This is a genomic window from Bradyrhizobium barranii subsp. apii (assembly GCF_011516635.5).
Lineage (GTDB): Bacteria > Pseudomonadota > Alphaproteobacteria > Rhizobiales > Xanthobacteraceae > Bradyrhizobium > Bradyrhizobium barranii.
Window position 1 is genome coordinate 2554540 of the sequence record NZ_CP096255.1, and the last position, 25459, is coordinate 2579998.

A 25459-nucleotide genomic window follows, 5' to 3' on the forward strand; every position below is an offset into this window, starting at 1 on the left:
CTCACGCCCGCTGCACGAAGCTGTCCACGACCTTCTTCTCGCCGGCCTTGTCGAAGGCGATGGTGAGCTTGTTGCCGTCGATCTTGGTGACGCGGCCGTAGCCGAATTTCTGGTGGAAGACGCGGTCGGAGAGGGAAAATTCCGAGGTGGTGCCGGTGGATTTGGCGACCAGCTCGCCCTCGATCGTCATCGGCCCGCGGCGGCGTGAGGAGAAGCTGCCGAAATCCGGGCCGGATGAGGAGGAGAACGACGAGGCCTGTTCCTCGAAGCCGCCTTGGCCGCCGCCACTGCGGCCGCCGCCCCGGTTGCGGTTGGCCTGGGCGCGCTGCCAGCCCGGGGTCGAATAGGTGGAACCGAACGCCTCCATGTCGTCGAAACGCGAGGCGCCGTAGCCGCCGGTGCCGCCCCAGGCCGAGCCGCCCTTGGATTCCGTGATCTCGACATTGGCGGACGGCAATTCGTCGAGGAAGCGCGACGGGATCGTGGTCGACCAGGTGCCATGGATCCGTCGGTTGGTCGCAAAGTAGATCTTTGCGCGGCGCCTCGCGCGGGTCAGGCCGACATGGCCGAGCCGGCGCTCTTCCTCGAGGCCGGCGCGGCCCTGTTCGTCCAGCGTGCGCTGGCTCGGGAACAGGCCTTCCTCCCAGCCGGGCAGGAACACGTTGTCGAATTCGAGGCCCTTGGCCGAATGCAGCGTCATCAGCGACACCGCGTCTTCCTCGGCGCCGCCGTCGCGGTCCATCACCAGCGAGATGTGCTCCAAGAACCCCTGCAGGTTCTCGAACTCCTCCATCGAGCGCACCAGCTCTTTCAGGTTCTCCAGCCGACCCGCGGCATCCGCCGAGCGGTCCTTCTGCCACATCTCGGTATAGCCGCTCTCGTCGAGCACGATCTGGGCGAGATCGGTATGCGCGGTGACCTCGCGCTGGGCGCGCCAGCGGTCGAACTGGGCGACGACGTCGCGCAAGCTTCCGCGCGCCTTCGGCTTCAGCTCGTCGGTCTCGACCACCGCGCGCGCCGCCTCGAACAGCGGGATGCGGCGCTTGCGGGCGTGGTCGTGCAGCATCTGCACGGTGGCGTCGCCGAGGCCGCGCTTGGGCACGTTGACGATGCGCTCGAAGGCGAGATCGTCGGCGGGCGAGTTGATGACGCGCAGATAAGCCAGCGCGTCGCGGATTTCGGCGCGCTCGTAGAAGCGCGGGCCGCCGATCACGCGGTAGGGCAGGCCGAGCGTGACGAAACGGTCTTCGAATTCGCGCATCTGGTACGAGGCACGCACCAGGATCGCGATCTCGTTGAGCTTCTCGCCCTGGCGCTGGATCTGCTCGATCTCCTCGCCGATGCCGCGGGCTTCCTCTTCCGAATCCCACGAGCCGGTGACGGTGACCTTCTCGCCGTCATGGTCCTCGGTGCGCAACGTCTTGCCGAGCCGGCCTTCGTTGTGCGCGATCAGATGCGAGGCGGCGGCGAGGATATGGCCGGTCGAGCGGTAATTGCGCTCGAGGCGAATGACCTTGGCGCCGGGGAAATCGTGGTCGAAGCGCAGGATGTTGTCGACCTCGGCGCCGCGCCAGCCGTAGATCGACTGGTCGTCATCGCCGACGCAGCAGATGTTCTTGACGTGGGGCGACTGCTCCCTCGCCCCGCTTGCGGGGTCGCGACGAGCTTCGCTCGCGCTGAGAGCGTCGGGGTGAGGGGCTGTCTCCACGAGTTCAGTCTGCGGAGAGTCCCCCTCACCCGCATCGCTTTGCGATGCGACCTCTCCCCGCACGCGGGGAGAGGTGAAGGAGGGAGACGTCGGCGCCTGCGACAGCAGTCGCAGCCACAGATATTGCGCGACGTTGGTGTCCTGATATTCGTCGACCAGGATGAATTTGAAGCGCTGCTGGTACTGCCGGAGGATATCCTGGTGCTCGCGGAAGATGCGGATGTCTTCGAGCAGCAGATCGCCGAAATCGGCGGCGTTCAAGATCTTCAGCCGCTCCTGGTAGCTCGCATAGAGCTTGCCGCCCTTGCCGTTGGCGAACACGGCGGCTTCGCCTGACGGCACCTGCGACGGCGTCAGGCCGCGGTTCTTCCAGCCGTCGATCAGGCCGGCCAGCATGCGTGCCGGCCAGCGCTTGTCGTCGATGTTGTCGGCCTGCAGAAGCTGCTTGAGCAGCCGCACCTGGTCATCGGTGTCGAGCACCGTGAAGTTCGACTTGAGCTGCGCCAGCTCGGCATGGGTGCGCAGGATGCGGCCGCCGATGGAGTGGAAGGTGCCGAGCCACGGCATGCCTTCGACCGCATGGCCGAGCATCTGGCCGAGCCGATGCTTCATCTCGCGCGCGGCCTTGTTGGTGAAGGTCACCGACAGGATCTCGGCGGGGCGGGCGCGGCCCTGGCTGAGGATGTGGGCGATGCGCGTGGTCAGCACGCGCGTCTTGCCGGTGCCGGCGCCGGCCAGCACCAGGACCGGGCCGTCCAGCGTCTCCACGGCGTCGCGCTGCTCGCGATTGAGCCCGGACAGATATTTCGGGCCCACGGACGCGCGCGCACGCGCGGCGATGCCGCCGGCTGCGGGCTGGTGGTCGGGTACGCTGGTGATTTTGCTCGGCTCGGTCATGCGAATCATTGGCCCCACGATGGCACCGCAGGGTGGTGGAAGGGAGCCTTCTTAACAGGGATTGCTCCCTATATGGGGCGCCGGGCCGAGGTTTTCCACGTGCGCGGCGGGCCGATTTGTTCCCTCGGCGAGGGCGAATTTCCAGCTTGCGTGGGCCGGAACCATCGTTCCCGCGTCGAGATTGTCTGGACAGGTGGCGCGGCCAGCCGCGCCGACGCAGACAGACATCAAGACGAGGGTTTGACCATGCTAGGCTGGGTTGTGACGTTTCTGGTTATCGCACTGATCGCCGGCATCCTGGGCTTCGGCGGCATCGCCGGCGCCTCGATCGAGATCGCCAAGATCATCTTCTTCATCGCGGTCGTACTGTTCCTGGTCTCGGCCGTGGTGGGCCTTGCCCGAGGCCGCAACAGGGTGTAGCGCGGTCTGATGGGTGCATGGCCTTACCGGAAAACCGCTTCACACTTTTCCGGATCATGCACTACCGCTTCGAGGGCATCGCCACGTTTCGGCCGATGCCCTCGGGCCGCGGCACGGCGCCGTGGGCGCCCACGACGGCTGCAATGCGCTGCCGGATATCGGGCGGAAAGGCCGCCACCTTTCGCGAGCCCATGTCGATGTGGAGCGACATGTTTTCGGAGGTCGCCGACAGCCAGCCTTCGGTCGCGTGCCGCAACTCCTGGAACGTATGCAGCCGCTTGTCGTCGGCTTCGAGCAGCCAGACCGACACCTGCACGGGATCGCCGAGGTGGATTTCGCGCAGATGCCGCACATGGCATTCGGCAGTGAAGGTCGAGCCGCCTCGCTCCTTCATGTAGCCCGGCCCGATCCCGAGCTGTAACCACATCTGGTCGATCGCGCGGTCGAACATCACGTTGTAATAGGCCATGTTGAGATGGCCGTTATAGTCGATCCATTGCGGCTCGATCTGCATGATCGACGAGCGGAACGGCTCGGCAGCGGCGGTCTCCGGCATGTGTCTTTCCTGCTATGCGCGCGGTCGCTTGACTTGACCGGTTAGATGTCCTTTGCCACGGTTCTTCTGTCGGGAGGAATGTCCGTGGGTACGACCATCACCAATAATCCGCCGCGGGTCGAGCCGAAAGCCCTCGCAAGCGCGCTGGAGCAGCTTGCCGCACGGTTCGGCAACCGCCTCATCACCTCGCAGGCCGTTCGCGAGCAGCACGGCCATACCACCACGTGGATCGTCAACCAGCCGCCGGACGGCGTGGTGATGGCGCAGGAGACCGCCGACATCCAGGACGTGGTGCGGATCTGCGCCAGGAACCGCGTGCCCGTCATCGCCTTCGGCACCGGCACCTCGCTCGAGGGCCAGGTCAACGCGCCCGCCGGCGGCATCTCGATCGACCTGCGCGACATGAACAAGGTGCTCGCGGTGCATGCCGAGGACCTCGACTGCGTGATCCAGCCCGGCGTCACCCGCAAGGCGCTGAACGAGCATCTGCGCGACCAGGGCCTGTTCTTCCCCATCGACCCCGGCGCGGATGCTTCGCTCGGCGGCATGGCCTCGACCCGCGCCTCCGGCACCAACGCGGTGCGCTACGGCACCATGCGCGACAGCGTACTCGCTTTGAAGGTCGTGCGCGGCGACGGCGAGATCATCACCACAGGCACGCGCGCCAAGAAATCATCCGCCGGCTACGACCTGACGCATCTGTTCGTCGGCGCCGAAGGCACGCTCGGCATCATCTCCGAGCTGACCATTCGCCTGCGCGGAATCCCTGACACGATCGCGGCCGGTGCGGTGTCGTTCGAGACCGTGCACGGGGCATGTCAGGCGGTGATCCTGGCGATCCAGACCGGCATTCCCGTGGCGCGCATCGAGCTGCTCAACGCCGCGCAGGTGAAGGCCTGCAACGCCTATTCGAAGCTGACGCTGCCGGAAACGCCGCTGCTTCTGATGGAATTCCACGGCAGCGAGGTCGAGGTCGGCGAGCAGTCCAAGGCCTTCGGCGAGATCGCAAAGGATTGCGGCGGCGGCGATTTCTCCTGGACCACCAAGCCGGAGGATCGCACCAAGCTGTGGCAGGCGCGGCACGACGCCTATTGGTCGGTGAAGGCGCTGCGTCCCGGCGACAGCATCGGCGTGGTTGCAACCGACGTCTGCGTGCCGATCTCGCGGCTTGCCGATTGCGTCGGCGAGACCGAGGAAGATCTCAAGCGCCTCAACCTGCTGTCGCCGATCGTCGGCCATGTCGGTGACGGCAATTTCCACTGCTCGCTGGTCTGCGACACCAACGATGCCGACGAGATGGCGCGTGGCGAGGAGTTCATGCATCGCCTGGTCGAGCGCGCGCAGGCGATGGACGGCACCTGCACCGGTGAGCACGGCATCGGCCAGGGCAAGCAGAAATATCTCAAGGCGGAACTCGGCCCCGAAGCGCTCGACGCGATGCGGGCGCTGAAAAAGGCGCTCGATCCGCTGAATATCTTCAATCCTGGCAAGATCGTGCCGGAGGCATAGCGCGCGGGCGGCTGCGTCGCGGTCGCGGAACTTTCGGCAGTCAGGCCGGTTCCAATCCCGTCAATTTCCGATGCCTCGATGGCGCGGCTCTGCGGGAGGATGCGATGTTGCGACCTGTCATTGGAATTGCCGTGATGGCGCTTGCCTGCATGCTGGCGGGCACGGCTCTGGGCAAGGGCGGGCACGGTGGCGGCCATGGTGGTGGGCACGGAGGCGGGCATGGAGGCGGGCATGGCGGTGGCCATCACGGCGGCGGTCATCATGGTGGTGGTCATCATGGAGGCGGCCATTTTGGTGGTCATGGCTTCGGGCACGCGCATGGCGGCGGGCATCATGGCGGGCCCCGCTTCGCAACTGGCGCGCGACATCGCGGCCCGAACTTCGGCCAGATCCGCAATGCGGCCGTCCGTCCTGCGAATTTTCGCAACGCCCTCAACGTGCATTCCAGCGCCTTCCGCAACGGCCGTCTGATCAGCAATCCGGCCGCGCGAGCCCAGATCGCAGCGGCGGCCGCACTGGCCGGCTGGCACGGCGCCAGCAGCGGGTGGTGGCAACATGCGGGCGGCGGTTATGGCTGGGTCGGACCGCTGTTCTGGCCGTTCGCCTACAACGATCTCTACGACTACACGATCTGGGGCGACGGTCTCGGCTTCTGGGGCTACGGCTATCCGGACATCTATGCCGGCATCTTCGGGCCCTACGGCTATGACGGTCTCTCGGCCTATCTGCCGCAGCGGCCGGTGGGACGGCGCCAGGCGCGCGGCGTCCCGCTGGATCGGCTCTGCGGCAGCGACCGCCGCGAAATCGTCGGTCTGCCGATCGACCAGATCGCCGCCGCGGTGCAGCCGACCGAGGCGCAAGGCGCAAGCCTCGACGAACTCGGCAATGCCTCGATCCAGGCGTCCGAGATGATCCGCGCGTCCTGCCCGTCGCAGGTCGCGGCGACAGCGCCAGGTCGGCTGACGGCGATGCAGCAGCGCATCGAGGCGATGGAGAAAGCCGTCGATCTCGTTCAGCCCGCGCTCGATCGATTCTACGGCTCGCTCACCGACGAGCAGAAGGCGCGCTTCAATGCGCTGGCCGAGGATCAGCGTCGTGCGACGGCTTCCAGCAACACCGGGGGATCGCTGGTCCAGAATTGCGCGACGCCTGCTGCGCTCGATTGGCCCAGCACTGACATCGACGCGAGGCTTCATCCCAACGACACTCAGCGCGCCGCGCTACAGGTGCTCCAGGATACCAGCGCCAAGGTCAGCGCATCGCTCAAGGCGGCCTGCGAGCCCAGCGACGTGATGACGCCGCCGGCGCGAATGGCCGCGGTTCGCAAGCGGCTCGACACGATGCTCGACGGCGTCAAGTCGGTTCGCGCAGCGCTGGAGGATTTCTACGCCACGCTGAATGACGAGCAGAAGGCGCAGTTCGAGGCCATCGGACCACGTCGGACGTCCTGACTGCATATCGATAATGCGTGGCGGAAAAATCGCCTCGCCGATCTCGATCGGCCTCTCTATGCTGGGCGAGGCGGGAGCGCGAAACTACGGCGGCTGGAAGACCATTGGTGACGGGGCGATGAAGTGGTTCGCAAAGCGGAAGCCGGCGGACATCTGGGACGAGACGATCGAAGGACCGCTCGGCGACATCGAGGCCGCCGAGCGCATCCGCGCGATTTGTGACGCCGCAGCCGCGAGCGCGGCCGGTTCGGCGCGCAACGACACGCGCGAAGGTGAGCGCTATGAACGCGCGGCCAAGGTGGCGATGGAAATCGCGATGAAGATCTCGGATGGATTGATGCGCGACGCCGCCGTCCATCGCATCGTCGATCTCTGCATGACAGCGAACGACCTCAAGACCGCGCAGATCCTGTTTCGCGCGATCCATGCCAGCTGGATCCGTGAGGCGATACAGCGGGATCATCCGACCCTGGCCTAGAGGCGTGTACTCGTAAATCCGGTGTGCCCGGCAACGAGCCAAGTGCCATCGAGCTCTCCGGGCGTCATCGAAGCTGGTGACAAGAAGGCGAATTCCCGCTCACCGGTGGAATTGATCCTCTGCCGGGGTTAGATGGCCGCCTCGGTCTGCGCGTCGAAAACATGAAGCCTGGAAGGCCGCATGGCAACGCGCAGCCTGTCGCCCACCCTCACCCTCGCGGTCGGCTCGACGCTCGCCACCATGATACTCTCGCCGACCTTCATATCGAGCAGGATTTCCGAGCCGAGTTGCTCGACCACCTCAATCACAGCATCGAAGCATGAGTGGCCGAGATCAGCGCTACCCGCCACGGTAAGGTCCTCCGGCCGCACGCCGAGCATGACCTCGCGTCCGATATGGCCGCGCAGCCGCTGCGCGGTCTCGTCCGGCAGCTTGATGCGCAGGCCGGAGTTCTCGGCAATCAGCGATCCGTTCGCCTCGGTCACCGTAACGGCGGCGAAATTCATGGCCGGGGAGCCGATGAAGCCGGCGACGAACTTGTTGGCGGGCTGATTGTACAGTTCGAGCGGCTCCCCCACTTGCTGGACCACGCCGTCTTTCATGACGACGACCCGGTCACCCAGCGTCATGGCCTCGACCTGATCGTGGGTAACGTAAATGGCGGTGGTGCCGAGACGGAGATGCAGTTTCTTGAGCTCAACGCGCATCTGTACCCGCAGCTTGGCATCGAGGTTCGACAGCGGCTCGTCGAACAGGAACACGCGGGGGTGACGCACAATGGCACGACCCAACGCCACGCGCTGGCGCTGGCCGCCGGACAGCTGGCGCGGCTTGCGCGTTAGCAATTCACCGATGCCGAGGATGTCGGCCGCCTCCCGCACGCGCTTGTCAATCTCGGGCTTTTCGAATTTGCGCATCTTCAGGCCAAACGCCATGTTGTCGTGCACGCTCATGTGCGGGTACAGGGCGTAGTTCTGGAACACCATGGCGATGTCGCGGTCCATCGGCGCCAATTCATTGACCACGTTTCCGTCGATGGAAATGTCGCCGGAACTGATCGCTTCAAGCCCGGCGATCATTCTCAGCGTCGTGGTCTTGCCGCAGCCGGACGGTCCGACGAACACCACGAACTCCTTGTCGCGGATCTGCAGATTGACGTCTTTGACAGCGTGCACGCTGTCGTAGAACTTGTTGATCCCCTTGAGGACGACCTGGCCCATTCGCTCCACCCGCCTTCCGCATGCCCACTTTCCTGATGATCCGGGGTGCTGTCAGCCCTTCACCGATCCAGTCAGTCCTGCGACGTAGTGCTCGACGAAAAACGAATAGGCGATAGCAACCGGGATCGATCCGAGCAGGGCGCCAGCCATCAGCGGTCCCCAGAAGAATACATCGCCGCGGATCAGCTCCGATGTGACGCCGACCGGCACGGTCTTCTGTCCAGGCGAGGACAGGAAGACAAGTGCGTAGATGAACTCGTTCCACGACAGGGTGAAAGCGAAGATGCCGGCCGAGAGGATGCCCGGGATCGCCACCGGGATGACGATGTAGAGCATGGCCTGCCAGCGCGAGGCGCCGTCAATGCGCGCGCATTCCTCGAGTTCCTTGGGCACCGCCTTGAAGTAGCCCATCATGAGCCAGGTGCAGAACGGAATGAGAAAGGTCGGATAGGTCAGGATCAATGACCAGGGCGTGTCACCCAGCCGATAGTTGCGGATGATCTCTGCCAGCGGAATGAAGAGCAGCGTTTGAGGCACCAGATAGGTGATGAAGATGCCGGTGCCCAGGCTGCCTGCAAATGGAAAGTTCAGCCGCGAGAGAGCATAGCCGGCGAACACGCCGCACACGAGCGAGATGGCGGTTGACGCGAGCGCGATGAACGTCGTGTTCCACAGCCACGATGCAAACAGCGTCTCCTCGAACAGGTACCTGACATGGTCCCAGGTCGGGTTCCAGGTCCAGAACGGATTGTAGTTGATCGAATTCCAGGGTCGGTAAAGCTCGCCGTCCGGCCGCACCGAAGTGATCACCATCCAGTAGAACGGGAACAGCAGGAAAAGCAGGAACATCGCCATGGGGACGTAGAAGAACGCCCACTTTCGCCACCTTGCGCCCTCGATCATGGCTCAGCGGACCTCCACGCGGCGGATGTAGAGAAGTTGGATGATAACGACCAGAAACAGGACCGGAAACATGGCGAGCGAGATGGCAGCGCCCTCGCTTAGGAGGCCGGTGCCGATGCCGATCTGATAGGCGTAGGTGGCGAACAGGTGCGTTGCATTGGCTGGTCCGCCGCCTGTCATCACATAGACGATCTGGAAGTCGGCGAACGTCTGAATCACCGAGAACAGCACCACGACCATGGTCACGGGCAGCAGCAGGGGCCAGGTGATGTGCCAGAACCGCTGCCACAGCCTGGCACCGTCTATGGCGGCGGCCTCGCTAAGTTCGGGACTGATGGTCTGCAGGCCGGCGAGCAGGCTGATGGCGAAGAACGGCACTCCGCGCCAGATGTTGACGATGATGATCGAGATCATGGCGAGGTCTGGATCGCCAAGCCAATTGATCCGACCGCTGATCAAACCGAGATGGTAGAGGAGCCAATTGAGGACGCTAAATGTCGGGTCGAACATCCACTTCCAGGCGAAAGTCGAGAGCACGGTCGGGATGATGAAGGGCAGCAGGATGAAAGCACGGGTGAAAGCCTTGCCGCGGAAATTCCGGTTGAGCAGCATGGCCAGCCACAGCCCGAGCGCCAGCTTGAAGACGGTGGTTACGCCCGTATAAAGAAACGTGTTGTAGACGGAGGTGCGAAAGATCCCGTCATTGAAGATCTTGTAGAAGTTGGCGAGGCCGACGAACTCGCCTGGAACGCCGACGCGCGAGTTGGTCACCGACAACAAGATGCCGCGCAAGAACGGATAGGCGATGAACGTACCGAGCAGCGCCAGGGTCGGCACCAGCAGCACGAATGCGAGCCAACGCTCGTCCTCAAGCAGCCGGATTCTGGGCCGCGGCGCCTGCGGCATGTAGACTTGGGTCTCGGCGATCGCCATCTCGCTTCACCTCTAAGCGCACGCCAGCAGACGCGTCATGCGAAACTTTGATCGCGCCGCCTCACAGAGAGACGGCGCACCGTACAAGTCCGAGACGCGGGGCGCGCGGCAGCCACTTCGCAGCCGTGCGACTCGCTGCGCACGTACTTTCAAGAATAGACCTTCTTGAGTTCGACTTCCGCCCATTTCACGGAATCCTCCGCCGGAGCGCCCTGGATCGCTTTGGCGTACATATCTGTGATGATGTATTTGGTGAGCACTTCGGCAGCCTTCTTGCCTGATGAGGGCAGAGGGTACCCGGGCGTCTGACCCAGGAGGCCGGCGATCTTGAAGGGCGCCATGACCTTGTCCTCTTCCCACAACTTGTGTTTCTCCCATTCGTGGGTCGGCGGTGTCGCGAAACCTTTCTGGGAGACGAACCACGGCTCGTAGTTCGCCTTGGTATGGACCCACTTCAACAACGCCTTCGCACCGTCCTGATTCTTCGAATAGTTCGGAATGACGTGAGAGAAATAGGTGTGCATGGCGAATTGGCCGGCCGGGCCTTTGGGCAACGGCGAGTGCTGGATGTCGGTCTTCAGCTGTGCGCCTTTTTCAGTAATATATTTGTCGGGGTTGCGCAGCGATTCGATGTAGATCGAAGCGCCGTTGAGGGTGGCGCAGATGGTTTGCGACAGGAACGCACGGTTGTTGTTGGTGTCATCCCAGGCAAGCCCGCCCTCGTCGTGGGCTTCCTTCCAGAAAGCCGTCATGAACTTGACGGACTCGATGACCTCTTTCTTGTTGATGTTGACAGTCTTGCCGTCCTTCTCGACCTCGGTGCCGCCCCACGACCACATGTACGGGTAACTGAACGTCGGCGCGTCACCGAACGTGTGGCCGAGCGTCTGACCGATCGGCCGGCCCTGGGCCTTGAGCTTCTTGCCAACCTCGCGATACTTCTCCCAAGTGTCCGGGAAGGTCGATGAGCCGATCTCATCGAACCAGGATTTTCGGTAGGCGATCATGGCGCCGACGATGGTCCACGGCAAAGAGATCCATTTTTGGCCGTCGGCGGAGTTGGACTTGCACAGATCATAATAGCCATCTTCGGCCTCGCTCACACGACCTGCGATGTCGGACAGGTCGATGACGCTCTCCGAATAGATCTGCGGGTGGTTATTGAAGAGCATGATGATGTCGGGACCTGAGCCCGACTGGATCGCCGCGGTGATGCGCGGCTGCAGGTCGTTGCCATTCACAGTCTCAAGATTGATCTTGATTCCCAGCGCCTTCTCGGCAGCAGGCAGCAGCTCCTTGCGCAATAGCTGATCGGAAGCTGGCACGAAGTCATTCCAACGCAGCCAGTGTACCGTGGTGCCCTGTGCAAAAACGGGAGCCCTGCCAGTGGCCAGGATGCCGGCCATGCCGCCCACAAGCGCCGTGCCGCCCTTGAGGATGTTACGTCGGGTTACCGTCGTCATGCATTCCTCCCTCGGTGTGTCTGAGCTAATATCCTTTGGCCAGTCTAACGCCGGCCTGGAGTGCCTTTCAGTCTATCGCGCCTCCGTGGCCCAACGCATGCGCCCGCGACAACGTCCGCAATGTATTGGCTCGATGATCATTTGGTGGCGTTCCAGTTGCAGCGCCGGGGTGGCGAGTTCGCCGCGAACCAGGGGCGTTCTTCGCGGAGCAGCGGCGCGATTGCATCGCACCCAATCGTAACGGCGATACGATCGGCGGCCTGGATCATGTCGGCGCTGCAGCCAGCGCTTGAACCCTACCGTCATAACGATCCCTCCCGCGCAGCGACGGTATAGCCGCGGCCAAGCGGGTTTTCCCCGTCTTATATGAAGTTCGGTACCGGAAGCTGGCGCGACATCATTGTCGCCCGTCGCAGCAGGAAATCAAGTGCTAGCTTTGACGCGGCGGCCATGGTCTTACTCCGCGAACTGGCCGGCGACCAAAAGTATCGCTCCCTTTGGGGCGGCGGACCGAGTGAAGGCGGTGGTTATTTCGCCAGCTGGCGCACGGCTTCATCCACGCTGTGGAAGACGTGTTCGCGGGGCAGGGCGTCGAACAGTCTGAAACGTTCGAACGCGTTCTGCGCGCGCACCGATTCCAGCCGCGCCAGCGCGACGGTGACGCCCTGTTCGCTGCACGCCTTGAAGACGTCGAGCAGGATCTGTGCGGCGGTGAAGTCGATCTCGACCATGCCGCTCGCCTCCAGCACCAGCAGTTGCGGCGTCGAGGTGCCGAGCACTTTGGCCACGTCGCTGCGAAAACCCGGCGCGTTGAGGAAGGACAGCGGCGCCTGGAGCCCGATCACGGCGACGCCGGCGATGCGCTCGCCGGTGATGTGCGGATGCGCCGGCCACCAGATCGTGGTGCCCGGCACGCGCTCGAACTCGACGAGCCGCGCGCGCGTCGTGCTCCAGATGCCGTGCAGCAGCGACAGCACGATGCCGAGGAAGGCGCCCTGCTGGATCGGCAACACGATGATCAGCGCGGCAGTAGCGACGATCAGCAGGAACTCGCTGAACGATTGCCGGTAGATCATGGTGATCTGCTTCACCCGGATGATCCGCAGCGCCACGAACAGCAGGATGCCGCCGAGCGCGGCGTCCGGAACGTGCTGCAGCAGCCCCGTTCCGAATGCGAGCAGCGCCAGCACGATTGCCCCGGCCGCAAGGCCCGCGAGCTGCGATTGTCCGCCGGTCTCGGCAACGATCCCGGTTCGCGGCGGGCTGGCATTGACCGGAAACGCGCCGAACAGGCCGGACAGCACGCTGCCGGCGCCCGCACCGAGGAAGTCGCGGTCGACATCGGCAGGCTTGTCGGGATCGGACGGGAACGACCGCGTCGTCGCCGCGGTCTGCACCATCACCACGACCGTGATGACGAAGGCGAGCGGCACCAGGCGCACCCACAGCTCCGGCGCAAGGTCAGGCAAGGTCGGCCGCGGCAGCGTGCCCGGCACCGCGCCGACGACGCTGACGCCCTGGCTTTCGAGGCCGAGCGCGATTGTGGCCAGCGTCGCGGCGACGAGGCCGATCAGTGCACCCGGAATTTTCGCGCTGATCCTCTCGGCGATGAAGACCACGGCGAGCACACCAAGCCCGATGCAGAGCGTAAAGGGGTTGGTGCGGCCGAGTTCGGTCGCGAGCACGCCGATGCGGTCGAGCGTCGGCCCGCTCGGTGACGGAAGCCCGAGCACGCCCGGCAATTGCGACACGATGATGTGGACGGAAATGCCGGCGAGGAAGCCGACCATGACCGGCACGGACAAAAGATTGGCGATGCCGCCGAGGCGGAAAGCGCCGCTGGCCAGCATCATCGCGCCGACCATCAGCGCCAGCGCGATCGCAAGCCCCTGATACTCAGGCGAGCCGGTGGCCGCGAGCGCGGCAAGTCCGCCGGCGAAGATCGGCGTGATCGTGGAATCCGCGCCGCAGGACAGGAAGCGGTTGCCGCCGAGCAGCGCGAAGCCGAGCGAGCCCGCCATGAACGCGAAGAAGCCGATCTGCGGCGCAAAACCGCCGAGCCGCGCCGTGGCCATCTGCTCGGGGATCGCAATCGCCGCCAGCGTCAGGCCCGCCATGAGGTCGCCGGGCAGGGCATAGGACGCGAGTGACCGGAACAGCGGCCATGAGTTCTTGGCGGGCGCGTCGTGCGGCATCGATATGGAATCCCCGGAAAGGCTGGCGTCAGCAGATCAGCCTACAGTACTTCCGGAAGGCCACAGAAGGCGAAATATCCGCAACTCTCGTGTCCCGGACGATGCTTCGCATCGCCGGGAGTGCTGCGCTGCGTCCGGGGCACGAGAGTTGCTGGCCGCTCACCATCAACAGAAATGTCCGCAGGCAGGGCCTGCGGACATCCATTCGCTTGGTGAACTGGGGCTCAGTACCTGCCGCGATTGTAGTCGCCGCGTCCGTAGCCGCCTCCGCCACGACCGCCCATGCCGAGACCAATCCCGACACCGATTCCGACGCCCACGGCTTCAGGCGGCAAGCCAGGGGGTGGCGCGCGCTCGTAGATCACTTCGTCGGGCGGCGGCCGGCGCGACTTCGGCGGCGTCTCGACCACTTTTCGCTTCGGTGGGGTGTCGTCGACGCGCTTCTTGATGACGGGCGCCACCGCCGGATTGACCGGCGTTGCCGGTGTCGACGGCGCCGAGCACGGGCAGGTGGGGGCCATTGCGACCGCGACCGGAGCAGGGGCGGCAGCAGCCGCGACCGGCAAGGCATAGTTGCGGTTCTGCACGCGGAGCAGCAGCCGGCGCGCGGTTGCGGCGAGATCGCTGTTGTCCCAATTCGCCAGATAGGCCTCGAACGAAGCGCGGGTGTTGATCGCGGTGGCGCGCTCCCAGGCCAGCATCTGGCGCCGGCGCTCCAGGATCGTGCGCAGACGCGGCGTGTAGGAGGCCTGTGCGTAGAGTTCGACATAGGCCTGATACGCCTCGACGGTGTCGTCGGCGATCACCAGCTCATAGGCAGCCTTCGGCTCCTTGCCCTGCAAATCCTTGCGCCAGTCCGCGACGCTGCGCGTGCCGCTGGCGAGTGCCATGGCGGATGCGCCCGGGAGAGCAGGCTGTCCGCCGCTGCTCTCGCCGCCGAAGAACCTGAAGTCGGTCGTCAGCGACGAGCTCTCCCACGGGATCTGCCGCCCGTCGGTCGATTGCGCCACGGCGATGCGGATGCGCTTGAACACTTCCTCGATTGGCAGGTTTGGCTGCTTGGCGACGGTCAGCGCCGCGGTGGTGTAGGGGCTGTCGACGCCGGAGCCGTCCTCGGCTTCGGCGCCGGGCGAGGTCGAGTAGGAGATGAAGGAGCCGGGTGCACCGGCCTTGGTGTCGACGATTGCAAGCCCGTGGCCGGCGCCGCTGAGCGCAGGGAACGGATTGTTGCGGCAGGCGTCGAGCATGAAGATGCGTGCCCGCGTCGGCAGCGCGCCGAGCGTGTTGAGCAGATCGTTCAGCCGCACGCCCTGCAGCGGAATGTCGGCCTCGCGCTTGGGATCGAGATCGACCGGCACCAGATAGTTCTCGCCGTCGATCTGCAGGCCGTGGCCGGCATAGAACACCAGTGCGACGGTGTCGGCGCCGCTGGCGCTGACCTTGCCGGCGAAATCGGAGATCGCAGCGCGCATCTCGTTCTGCGCCAAATTGGCCGCCGTGGTGACGGTGAAGCCGGCATTGCCGAGCAGTTCCGTCATGCCCTTGGCGTCGTTGGCGGCGTTGGGCAGCTCCGGCACCGTGCGATAGGCCGATTGGCCGATCACCAGTGCGAGCCGCGCCTCGGCGTCGGCGTCGGTCGGCGTCATCAATTGCGCGAGCGCGACAAGGCTGGAGGCAAGAAACAAATTGCGAAGGACTGGACGGCGCATGGTGTCACCTCCATCGGCAATGCGCGCGATGATGTCACCTTTTCTAGGTCGCGGCCACGCGTCTGTCTGTGCACTGGATCACGCAGCAAGCTGCGGCAAAATGGGGCAGGGCGTCTGCCGGAGCCGCCGGGTATCGCTCCGGCAGCATCCATGTGAATTGCGCATTGATCCATGCACCAATTGGATTGATCCGTGCTGCCGCGCGAAGCGTCCTGTCGCACATCGACCCGCAGGCCGATCCGATCGAGAATCCCGGACAAACATGGTTGTTTTGACCGTGCCGATGCCGTCGATGTTCGCGACACGCCGCTTTGCGGCAGCCGGCCGCAACCCTTGCCTGCCCCGTCGCTTTGGCCATACAGTCCGCGCAACAGGCCGTGGCAGCGATCTCGGCCGTAAGCAAGAATATTCGGGGAGAGACCGCGCCATGACCATCGTGCCTGTGAGCCGTCGCACGTTCATCAAGTCGTCGACGGCGGTCACCGCCGGCCTCGTTCTCTCTCCTGCCATCATCGGTCGCGCCGAAGCGGCGACGCTGAAGCTGAAATGCTCCTCCTCGCTGCCGAACGATCCGAAATACGCCAACGGCCGCGTCTACTATGACAACCTCGTCAAGAACCTGAAGGGCAACGGGCTCGGCGAGCAGGTCGAGGTCGCCTTCTTCCCGGACAACCAGCTCGGGCAGGAGATCGACGTCATCAATTCGGTGAAGCTCGGCGTCATCGACCTCATGGTATCGGGTTCGTCGATCTCCGCCAACCTGGTGCCGCTGGTCGGCACCTTCGACCTCGGCTTTCTGTTCTCGAGCTTCCCGCAGCAGACCAAGGCGTTCGATTCCGGCGCCGCCAAGCCGATCGAAGACGCGCTGCTCAAGAGTGGCAACATCCGCATCATCGCCTGGGCCTATAATTTCGGCTCACGCAGCGTGCTCGCGAGGAAGCCGGTGAAGACGCCGGAGGATCTCGCCGGCCTCAAGATCAGGACGCTGCCGAATCCGGTGATCACGGAATGCCTGCGCCTGATGGGCGCCGCCGCGACGCCCCTGGCCTTCGGCGAGATCTACACGGCGCTCCAGGCCGGCGTGCTCGACGGGCTGGAGCACGATCCGCCGACGATCCTGGCCAGCAAGTTCTTCGAAACGGCAAAATTCTACTCGCTGACGCAGCACAATTTCTCGCCGCTTGCGATCTACTTCAGCGACGTGACCTACAACCGCATGGATCCGAAGCTGCGCGAGGGTTTCCTCGATGCCGCCAAGAAGGCCGCGGCCGACACGCGCGCCCACGGGCTTGCCGTCGAGAAGGAGGCGCTGACGGCTTTGACCGAGAAGGGGGTGACGGTGGCCGAATGCGACCGCGAAGCCTTCAAGAAGCGCGTCGCGCCGCAGCACGAGAACTTCATCAAGGCGCGGCCGGAGTCCAAGCCGGTCATCGACATCATCCGCGCGACGCAAGCTTGAGATGACCAAGTCTGAGATGGCGTTGACAGGCGCCGTACCCCTCTCGGGCGGCCGCCACGGGAGCATTACGCTGCTGCTTCGCCTCAGCGACGCGATCGCGGCCATCCTCCTGGCCGCCGATCTCGTGGTCGTCTGCGCCTCCGTGCTGCTGCGCTTCTGCTTCAATGCGCCGGTCGAATGGTCTGATGACGTCGCGCGCGGCCTGATGGTCGGCTCGGCCTTCTTCGGCGCGGCGAGCGCGCTCGCGCGTGGCGAGAATGTCGGCGTGTCCTTCTTCCGCGATCTGCTTCCGGTGCGGCTGCGCACGCTGGTGGATGCTGCGAGCGCGCTTCTGGTCGTACTGATCTCCGGCTATGTCGCCTACAACGCGATCAAGCTGGGATCATTGACTTCAGGCCAGACCACCGGGTCCGGCCTGCCGCTGGAGCTGACCTTCTACCCGATGGGCATCGGCGCGCTGTTCATGACGGTGTTCGCGATCGACCAGCTCGGCGCGCGGCCGCTGCCCGACATCGTCAGGGGCCTCGTTGCGGTCGTCATCGTCAGCGGCCTCTATCTCGCCTGGGATTATCTGTCGCCGTCCACGGTGCCGTCGGCGGGCACGCTGATGTTTATCGGCTTCTTCGCAACCCTGTTCGGCGGATTGCCGATTGGGTTCGCGCTGGCGCTGGCCGCGCTGATCTTCATCTGGGTCGAGGGCGCGCTGCCCGGCGTGATCTTCGCCCAGCAGATGGCGCGCGGCATCGACAATTTCGTGCTGCTCGCGATCCCCTTCTTCATCCTCGTCGGCTACCTCATGGAAGCCAACGGCATGTCGGTGCGGCTGATCGAACTGCTACAGCGCGGCGTCGGCCGTATGCGCGGCGGCCTGAATGTCGTGATGGTGGCCTCGATGGTGCTGTTCTCCGGCATCTCCGGCTCGAAGATGGCGGATGTCGCCGCGGTCGGCTCGGTGCTGATCCCGGCGGCGCGACGCTCGAAGCAGAATCCGGGTGGCGCGGTGGCGTTGCTCGCCGCGTCCGCGGTGATGGCGGAAACCATTCCGCCCTGTATCAATTTGATCATCCTGGGATTCGTTGCGAACTTGTCGATCGGCGGCCTGTTCGTCGCTGGCCTCCTGCCGGCGGCGCTGATGGCGCTGGTTCTGATCGCGGTGTCCATCATCTTCGGCAAGCGGCCGGCGGATACCGAGGACGTTGCGCCGCAGATGCCGGTGTCGGGCCTGTGGAGCGGCGCCATCGCCTCGTTCGGCCTGATCTTCATGATCTTCTTCGGCTTCAAGAGCGGATTTGCGACGGCGACGGAGATCTCCGCGTTTGCCGTGGCCTATGCGCTCGTCGTCGGCAGCGTCGTGTTCCGCGAGCTCACCTTTAAGTCGGCCGCACACAGCTTCGTGCAGGGCGCGACGCGTGCGGGGCTCGTGCTGTTCATCGTCGCCGCCGCGCAGTCGCTGGCGTTCACGCTGACCCTGCAGCAGGTGCCGCACGCGGTCGGCGACTTCATGTTGGGATTGTCCAAGACATCAGGGACGTGGCTGTTCATCCTGCTCGCGATCGGCGTGCTGATCGTGATGGGCTCGGTGTTGGAAGGCGCGGCCGCGTTGATCATCTTCGGGCCGCTGCTGCTGCCGGTGGCCGTGCAGCTCGGTGTCGATCCCCTGCATTTCGGTGTCGTGCTGGTCATTGCCATGGGCATCGGCCTGTTCGCGCCGCCGCTCGGGCTCGGACTCTACGGCGCCTGCCTGATCGGCAACGTGCCGATCGAGCAGACGGTGAAGCCGATCATGGGCTATCTCGGCCTGTTGTTCCTCTGCCTGCTCGTCATCGCCTTCGTGCCATGGCTCTCGACCGCACTGCCGCGGGCATTCGGCTACTGAAGGAGTCTTGTCGTGAAAGTCTTGCTGGCTCACACGCCGGAGATGCGCCGCAATTACTACGGCGACCGCAGCCTGAACGGCCTGCGCGCGGCCGCCGAGGTGATCCTGCACGAGAGCGACGACACGCTGGACGCGGTTACCCTCGTGCGCGCGGCGAAAGATGCCGACATCATCGTCGCCGATCGCATGACGGAAGGGCGTAGCGAGATCTTTGCGCAGTTGCCGCGCTTGCGTGCCTTCGTCCGCTGTGCCGTCGACATCCGCAATGTCGACGTCGATGCAGCCTCGAACGCCGGCGTGCTCGTGACCCGCGCCGGCCCGGGCTTCGTGCAGGCGGTGGCCGAGCTTGCGATCGGCTACATGGTCGATCTCTCCCGCGGCGTGTCGCGGGCGACGGCGGATTACCAGGCCGGCCGCAAGGTCGAGGCACGGATGGGCCGCCAGCTCGCCGGCAGCAAGATCGGCATCATCGGCTATGGCAGCATCGGGCGCTATCTCGCCGAGATCGCCAAGGTGATGCGCATGGAGGTACTGGTCTCCGATCCCTTCGCTGATGTCAGCGACAGCGCGATCCGGCAGGTCAGTCTCGACGAGCTTCTTGGTGCGTCCGACTACGTCGTCTGCCTCGCGATCGCCAACGAGCAGACCGAGAATCTGATCGGCGAGGCGGCACTGGCGCGCATGCGGAAGCATGCCGTCTTCATCAATCTCTCGCGCGGCAATCTCGTCGACGAGGCCGCGCTGGCACGTGCGCTGCGCGAGAACCGCATCGCCGGCGCGGCGATGGATGTCGGCCGCGCGCCCGACCAGATGCCGAGCCCGGAGCTGGCGAGGCTTCCCAACGTTATCGCGACGCCACATGTCGGCGGGCTGACACCACAGGCGATCGAATACCAGTCGCTGGAAACGGTGCGGCAGGTCGAGGCGATCGTCAAAGGCGAGGTCCCGCAAGGCGCCGTCAACGCCGAGCGCTGGACGCGCCGGCCTTGAAGACTTTCTAGCCGACAGCACAGCTCTCTCCGTTCCCTCCCCCCTTGCGGGGGAGGGGCAGGGAGAGGGGGGCCACTCGGGGACTCTATCCGTCGCGCACCGACCCCGTGTAAGGGGGGAGGGAACGCACCTCCATCGGTGCGCCAGTGGAGGTTCACCTTGTCGAGCCTACAGCCGATCCACTGCCCTGAACGTCCCGTCCTTCTGGATCACGGTCAAGAACACCTTCGGCGGCGCGTCGATCATGCGTGCGCCGACGGTGACGATGCTGCCGCTGATGTCGAAGCGGCCGACGTCGTTGATGGCGCGCAACAGGCTCGCGCGGGTCGGCTGCGGCCCGGCCTTTTCCAGCGCCGCAGCCGCGAGGCGGCCGGAGAGATAGCCTTCGAGCGACACGAAGTCCGGTGTCAGCGTCGGGTCGAACGCGTTCTGCGCCGCCTGGTAGTCGGCGACGAGCTTTTGCGAGCGATCCCAGGGAAACGGCACGACCTGCGAGACGATGACGCCTTCGCCGTCGGGGCCGAGCTCTCTGGCGAGCGCATTGGCGCCGACGAAGGAGATGCTGACGAAGGTCGGATGGAAGCCGCTGCGATGCGCGAGCTTAATGAACTCCGCGCAAGGGCCGTAGGTCCCGACCATGACGACGGCTTCGGGCTCGGCGCGCTTGATCATGCGCCAGGCCGCGCCGACCGCGCGGGTGTTGCGCTCGAAGGTGCCTTCGGCGGCGAGCTCGAGGCCGCGCCTGGCGAGTGCGCGCTTTACGCCGGCGAGACCGTCGCGGCCGAAGGAATCGTCCTGGTAGAAGATGCCGATGCGGGTGAAGTGGCGATCCTCGGTGAGGTGCTTGACCCAGGCCTCCGCTTCAGCGCCATAGCTTGCGCGAATGTTGACGACGTTCGCAAGCTCGAGGTCGCGCAGGAATTCGGCGCCGGTGAAGGGGCCGATGAAGGGGATGTTCCTGGTACTGGTGATCGGTATCGTCGCCATCGCGGTCGGCGTGCCCACCGCGCCGATCAGCGCGAACACCTTGTCGTCCTCGATCAGCCGCAGCGTTTGCGCCACCGAGCGGTCGGGATCGTAGCCGTCGTCGCGGCTGATGAGCTGGAGTTTGCGGCCGTGGACGCCGCCCTTTTCGTTGATCTCGGTGAACGCCGCGACGATGCCTTGCCGCATGCGCTGTCCGAGCGCGGAGGAGGGGCCTTCGAGCGCGGCGGCCTGGCCGAACAGGATCGCATCGTCGCTGACGCCGACCTCGTCGCCTTTCGCTGCAAGATTGGCCGCGGCGAGTAGCGCGACGGCCAGAGCGACGCAGGCCGCTGATCGCGATCGTGTCATGAGGATGTTTGCCGGATAAGGGAATACCTGCCGGAAACGATAGTCCCGTCGTCCTGAACAGCTCGCTAACCCCTGATGTGATGGTGCTCCGTAAGACTCCGGGGAAAAGCGGCAAATTGCTCGCACAATGGGCCCTGTTTGCAGGCCAATCGTTAACTAAGCCGCGCAATCTGCGATGACCCGGTTCTGAAATTGTGCGGTTTTTAACCTCGATCCTTGTCCGATAGCAGTTCCGGCAGCTCAACCAGAAGTGGGTTGCCGCGCTGAGGGGGACTTGCGGGATCAAGATGGGCGGTCGGGGTCAGAACGATCAGGATCGGGAACGTAGGACCGGATGGTGGCGTGCCGCGCCGCTGCTCGGACTCTATCGCCCTGCGCTCGTCGCAGTCGGCGTCGGTCTTCTGTTCTCGCTCGTCGGCGCCGCCGCCGTGGCGCGATGGGAAAACCGCGTCAACAGGATCGAGTTCGAGAACGCCGCCGAAACCGAAGCCATCGTCATGCAGAACGGCATGAGCGAGTACATCTCCAGGCTCGTCGCGCTGCGTACGCTGTTCGAATCGACCAACGAGGAAATCACCCGCAGCGAATTCGAGACCTTCAGCTCCCGGCTGTTCGAACGTCATCCCGGCATGCTGCGCATCTCCTGGCTGCCGCGCGTCAACCGCAAGGAGCGCGCCGAATACGAGGCCGCCGCGGCCACGGACGGCGTGTCCGGCTATCGCATCAAGTCGCTCCAGGGCGAGACCTTCGCGACCGCGCCGCAGGCCGATGAATATTTCCCGGTGTTCTACTCGACCCAGCCGAAGACGTCGTCGGTCTATGGCATGGATTACGCGACCGTTCCAGAGCGCCGCGCAGCCCTCGAGCGCGCGCGCGACAACGATCGCGTCGCCGCCATTCGCACACGCCTCTACGAGCCGAAGGAGGGTGGCCGGCAGCCCGACGTGCTCGTTGCCATTCCCGTCTACGCCAAGGGAACCTCGCGCGAGGCGGTGGCGGACCGGCGCCGCAATCTGGCGGGCTTCGTCGTCGGCGTCTTCGACCTGCCGCTGCTGATCCAGTCCATTCGCGTGACCACGGGAGCAAGCCCCGCGGTCAGCGTGAACGTCTATCCGCCTTTCACGGGACAGATCGTCAGCCTGGAACAAACCCTGCCGGACTATGCGTCGGCCTCCACGTCGCCGCAATCGATGCGGGACGTCGCCCGGGCGCTGCACTGGTCGGGCAGCCTCAAGATCGGGGATACCGACTGGCAGGTGCGCGCCATGCCGACGGCCGGCGGTTCGCTGGAGACGGCCTACGACCGCGCCGTTGCCGTCATCGTCGTCGGCATGCTGCTGACGCTGTCGCTCGCAACCTATCTCATGCTCGCCAGCCGCAACTCGCGGCGGCTGTCGCTGGCGAACCGGCGGGTGCTGGAGCTCGCCCAGACCGACATCCTGACCGGGCTGCCGAACCGCGCCTTCTTCCTCACCCGGCTCGACATGATGAACAGCCAGTTGGGCGTGCGGGGCCTGCCGTTCGCGATCCTGATGCTCGATCTCGACCGCTTCAAGAACGTCAACGACTCGCTCGGCCACGGTGCGGGCGATGCGCTGCTGCGCCAGGTGGCGCTGCGGCTGAGATCCGCGCTGCGCGCCACCGACGTGCTGGCGCGGCTCGGCGGCGACGAGTTCGCCATCATCCAGGAGGCTTGCGACGATCAGCGGGCCTGCGCGACCGAGCTCGCCGCGCGGATCGCGAAGCTGGTCGCCGAACCGTTCCTGCTGCCCGGCCATCGCGTCGAGATCGGCACCAGCATCGGCATCGCGATCGCACCGGACCACGGCAGCGACCAGGAGCAGCTGCTGAAGAAGGCGGATCTCGCGCTCTACCGCTCGAAATCGGCCGGCCGCAACTGCTTCACCGTCTACGACGAGGCGATGTCGGCCGAGCTCGAGGCCCGCAATACGCTGGAAGGCGATCTGCGCGATGCCATCGCGCAGTGCCAGCTGGAGGTGCACTATCAGCCCTTTGTCGACGTCGCCGGCGGTGGCCGTCGCGGCTTCGAGGCGCTGGTGCGCTGGCGGCATCCGAGCCGCGGATTGATCCCGCCGGACCAGTTCATCGCGCTTGCCGAGGAAACCGGGCTGATCGTGCCGCTCGGCGAATTCGTGCTTCGGCGCGCCTGTGCGGACGCCGCCGCCTGGCCATGCGATTTCATGGTTGCCGTGAATCTGTCGCCGATCCAGTTCAAGGAAGCCGAGCTGTTCGAGACGATCTGCGCGGCGCTGGCAGATTCCGGCCTGGCGCCGCAGCGGCTGGAGATCGAGATCACCGAATCCGTGCTGCTGGAACGCGGCGTCGAGAACCTTGCCTTCATGGAGCGGTTGAAGCACATCGGCATCGAGCTCGCGCTCGACGATTTCGGCACCGGCTATTCCTCGCTCAGCTATCTGACGACGTTCCCGTTCGACAAGATCAAGATCGACAAGTCCTTCATCCGCAACCTCACGCATCAGCCGCGCAGCTCCGCGATCATCGCCTCGATCGTGACGCTCGCACGCGGACTCGATATGTCGGTTACTGCCGAAGGCGTCGAGACACGCGAAGAGTTCGAGCGGCTGACGGCGCTCGGCGTCAATTTTGCGCAAGGCTATCTGTTCGGACGCCCGCAGCCGGTCGACCAGATCGAGTTCGACGCGCCCGTCCGGGCTTCGCAGCGCGACGCGGCCTGAGCGCGGGCTCGCAACATTTGAACATATACGAGAGGTCGTCATGCCCGGGCTTGTCCCGGGCATCCACGTTCCTTGTTCCGCGTAGCAAAGACGTGGATGGCCGGGACAAGCCCGGCCATGACGATGTGGCAACTTCTGCGCCCCGCCAAGAAACACATTCGCGAAAATCGCTTGACCCAGACGGCCCTGGATGGTCGGTAGCACCATCTAGGGATGAAATAAGCACAACATGCGGCTTCCGTTCTTCTACGGCTGGGTCGTGGTCGCGGTGACCTTCGTGACCATGGCGATCGGCGTCAACGCGCGCACCGCGTTTTCGCTGTTCTTTCCTCCCATCATCTCGGAATTCGGCTGGGAACGCGGCGTCACTGCCGGCGCGTTCTCCTTCGGCTTCGTCGTGTCGGGCATCGTCAGCCCGCTGATCGGCCGCCTGATGGATCGCGCCGGCCCGCGCGCGGTGATGGAGCTCGGTGTCGTGCTGATGGGCGGCGGACTGCTGCTCGCGCCACTCACCAGCACGCCCTGGCATCTCTATGTGACCATCGGCGTCATGGTCGGCGCTGGCTCGGTGTGTCTCGGCTATTCCGGCCAGTCGCTGTTCCTGCCGAACTGGTTCATCCGCAAGCGCGGCTTCGCCATCGGGATTGCCTTTGCCGGCGTCGGCATCGGCTCGGTGACGCTGCTGCCGTGGGTGCAGCACATGATCGAAGAGACCGGCTGGCGCACCGCCTGTACCGCGATGGGGCTGCTCATCCTCGTCGTGCTGGCGCCGATCAATCTGTTCCTGCATAAGCGACCCGAAGACATCGGCCTTCAGCCGGACGGCGATGCCACGCCGGCGGCGGGCGCGGCGACACCGGTCTCCAACATCGTCGATCCCGTCTGGGTCGGCACCGACTGGACGCTCAAGCGGGCGGTTGCGACCGCGCGCTTCTGGTGGATCGCGCTCGGCTATTTCAGCGGCTTGTACATCTGGTACGCGGTGCAGGTGCACCAGACCAAATTCTTGCTCGACATCGGCTTCAGCCCCGGTGTCGCGGTGTGGGCGCTCGGCATCGTCAGCCTGCTCGGCATTCCCGGCCAGATCCTGCTTGGCCACGTCTCCGACCGGATCGGGCGGGAATGGGTGTGGGCGATCAGCTGCGCGGGCTTTGCGATCTGCTTCGCGGCGCTGATGGCGCTGAAATTCCAGCCGTCGCTGTGGCTGGTCTATGTCATGGTGTTCGCGCAAGGCGCGCTCGGCTACGGCCTCACCTCGATCATGGGCGCGGTGGTGTTCGAGATCTTCCAGGGCAGGCACCAGGGCAGCATTTTTGGAACGATCATGCTGGCGGCCCTGGCCGGCGGCGCGGCGGGTCCCTGGCTCACGGGTTTCCTCTATGATCGCACCGGCGACTACACGCTCGCCTTCGCCATCGCCATGGTTGTGAGCGGACTGTCGGCGCTCTCGGTCTGGCAGGCCGCTCCCCGCAACGTGCGGGCGGTGGCCGGCCGGCTGCACAAGCTCAAGCCCACAAGCGCGGCCGAATAGGTTCCGAATGCATCGGATTGCCTTCGCATCTTTCGCGAGCCGTTAAGCATGTCGCGTCTTGTCCGGACGCGACCCGGTTGCAAAAACGTCTTGGACACCATCGCGGCGC

18 protein-coding genes are annotated in these 25459 nt (G+C 65.0%); 9 read left to right on the top strand and 9 right to left on the bottom strand.

Going from position 1 to position 25459, the window contains the following annotated elements; genetic code table 11:
• Position 1: 1 nt before the first annotated feature.
• On the bottom strand, positions 2 to 2614 hold the full coding sequence (locus tag HAP41_RS12225; RefSeq protein ID WP_166101792.1) for an ATP-dependent helicase: 2613 nt from the start codon (positions 2612 to 2614) through the stop codon (positions 2 to 4).
• Between the two features lie 237 nt (positions 2615 to 2851).
• Here HAP41_RS12225 and HAP41_RS12230 point away from each other — a divergent pair, with 237 nt between their 5' ends.
• Complete coding sequence (locus HAP41_RS12230; RefSeq protein WP_018319670.1) at positions 2852 to 3025, top strand: DUF1328 domain-containing protein; 174 nt, start codon at positions 2852 to 2854, stop codon at positions 3023 to 3025.
• Positions 3026 to 3086: 61 nt separating this feature from the next.
• Here the strand turns inward: HAP41_RS12230 and HAP41_RS12235 are convergent, their stop codons facing one another.
• Positions 3087 to 3581 carry a thioesterase family protein gene (locus HAP41_RS12235; protein ID WP_166101789.1) on the bottom strand — a complete coding sequence of 165 codons (495 nt, stop codon included), beginning with the start codon at positions 3579 to 3581 and terminating at the stop codon, positions 3087 to 3089.
• An 84-nt stretch (positions 3582 to 3665) separates the two neighbouring features.
• Here HAP41_RS12235 and HAP41_RS12240 point away from each other — a divergent pair, with 84 nt between their 5' ends.
• From HAP41_RS12240 to HAP41_RS12250, 3 genes are all read left to right on the top strand, one after another.
• A complete protein-coding gene (locus tag HAP41_RS12240) occupies positions 3666 to 5090 on the top strand; it encodes an FAD-binding oxidoreductase (protein ID WP_085399524.1) in 1425 nt (474 codons plus the stop codon).
• Between the two features lie 104 nt (positions 5091 to 5194).
• A complete protein-coding gene (locus HAP41_RS12245; protein WP_166101786.1) occupies positions 5195 to 6541 on the top strand; it encodes a Spy/CpxP family protein refolding chaperone in 1347 nt (448 codons plus the stop codon).
• Between the two features lie 118 nt (positions 6542 to 6659).
• Positions 6660 to 7019, top strand: coding sequence for a hypothetical protein (locus HAP41_RS12250; protein WP_166106067.1), 360 nt, complete (start codon positions 6660 to 6662; stop codon positions 7017 to 7019).
• A gap of 128 nt (positions 7020 to 7147) precedes the next feature.
• On the opposite strand, the gene HAP41_RS12255 is transcribed toward HAP41_RS12250, so the two are convergent.
• From HAP41_RS12255 to HAP41_RS12280, 6 genes are all read right to left on the bottom strand, one after another.
• On the bottom strand, positions 7148 to 8239 hold the full coding sequence (locus HAP41_RS12255; RefSeq protein WP_063981580.1) for an ABC transporter ATP-binding protein: 1092 nt from the start codon (positions 8237 to 8239) through the stop codon (positions 7148 to 7150).
• Between the two features lie 51 nt (positions 8240 to 8290).
• The gene (locus HAP41_RS12260; RefSeq protein ID WP_085399493.1) at positions 8291 to 9142 is read right to left on the bottom strand and encodes a carbohydrate ABC transporter permease; all 852 of its coding nucleotides are present in this window, start codon (positions 9140 to 9142) and stop codon (positions 8291 to 8293) included.
• 3 nt (positions 9143 to 9145) lie between these two features.
• Positions 9146 to 10075, bottom strand: a complete 930-nt coding sequence (locus HAP41_RS12265; RefSeq protein ID WP_166101783.1) for a carbohydrate ABC transporter permease — start codon at positions 10073 to 10075, stop codon at positions 9146 to 9148.
• Between the two features lie 149 nt (positions 10076 to 10224).
• Entirely contained in the window at positions 10225 to 11538 is a 1314-nt protein-coding gene (locus HAP41_RS12270) for an ABC transporter substrate-binding protein (protein ID WP_166101776.1), read from the bottom strand.
• A gap of 527 nt (positions 11539 to 12065) precedes the next feature.
• Positions 12066 to 13733 carry a SulP family inorganic anion transporter gene (locus tag HAP41_RS12275; RefSeq protein ID WP_166101773.1) on the bottom strand — a complete coding sequence of 556 codons (1668 nt, stop codon included), beginning with the start codon at positions 13731 to 13733 and terminating at the stop codon, positions 12066 to 12068.
• A gap of 224 nt (positions 13734 to 13957) precedes the next feature.
• Positions 13958 to 15442 carry a caspase family protein gene (locus HAP41_RS12280; protein ID WP_166101763.1) on the bottom strand — a complete coding sequence of 495 codons (1485 nt, stop codon included), beginning with the start codon at positions 15440 to 15442 and terminating at the stop codon, positions 13958 to 13960.
• Between the two features lie 427 nt (positions 15443 to 15869).
• Between HAP41_RS12280 and HAP41_RS12285 the strand changes: the two genes are divergently transcribed.
• Genes HAP41_RS12285 through HAP41_RS12295 form a run of 3 tightly spaced genes read left to right on the top strand, consistent with a single transcriptional unit; the run spans position 15870 to position 19767 of the window.
• Positions 15870 to 16901, top strand: a complete 1032-nt coding sequence (locus HAP41_RS12285; RefSeq protein WP_028147675.1) for a TRAP transporter substrate-binding protein — start codon at positions 15870 to 15872, stop codon at positions 16899 to 16901.
• Position 16902: 1 nt separating this feature from the next.
• The gene (locus tag HAP41_RS12290; RefSeq protein ID WP_224580875.1) at positions 16903 to 18777 is read left to right on the top strand and encodes a TRAP transporter large permease; all 1875 of its coding nucleotides are present in this window, start codon (positions 16903 to 16905) and stop codon (positions 18775 to 18777) included.
• Positions 18778 to 18789: 12 nt separating this feature from the next.
• A complete protein-coding gene (locus tag HAP41_RS12295; RefSeq protein WP_166101760.1) occupies positions 18790 to 19767 on the top strand; it encodes a hydroxyacid dehydrogenase in 978 nt (325 codons plus the stop codon).
• A 168-nt stretch (positions 19768 to 19935) separates the two neighbouring features.
• Here the strand turns inward: HAP41_RS12295 and HAP41_RS12300 are convergent, their stop codons facing one another.
• Complete coding sequence (locus HAP41_RS12300) at positions 19936 to 21102, bottom strand: ABC transporter substrate-binding protein (RefSeq protein ID WP_166101755.1); 1167 nt, start codon at positions 21100 to 21102, stop codon at positions 19936 to 19938.
• 287 nt (positions 21103 to 21389) lie between these two features.
• Between HAP41_RS12300 and HAP41_RS12305 the strand changes: the two genes are divergently transcribed.
• Together HAP41_RS12305 and HAP41_RS12310 are read left to right on the top strand one after the other, a co-directional pair.
• Positions 21390 to 23819 carry a bifunctional diguanylate cyclase/phosphodiesterase gene (locus HAP41_RS12305; protein ID WP_166101751.1) on the top strand — a complete coding sequence of 810 codons (2430 nt, stop codon included), beginning with the start codon at positions 21390 to 21392 and terminating at the stop codon, positions 23817 to 23819.
• A 229-nt stretch (positions 23820 to 24048) separates the two neighbouring features.
• Positions 24049 to 25350: an MFS transporter gene (locus HAP41_RS12310; protein ID WP_166101748.1), complete on the top strand. Its 1302-nt coding sequence runs from the start codon at positions 24049 to 24051 to the stop codon at positions 25348 to 25350.
• Positions 25351 to 25459 lie beyond the last annotated feature (109 nt).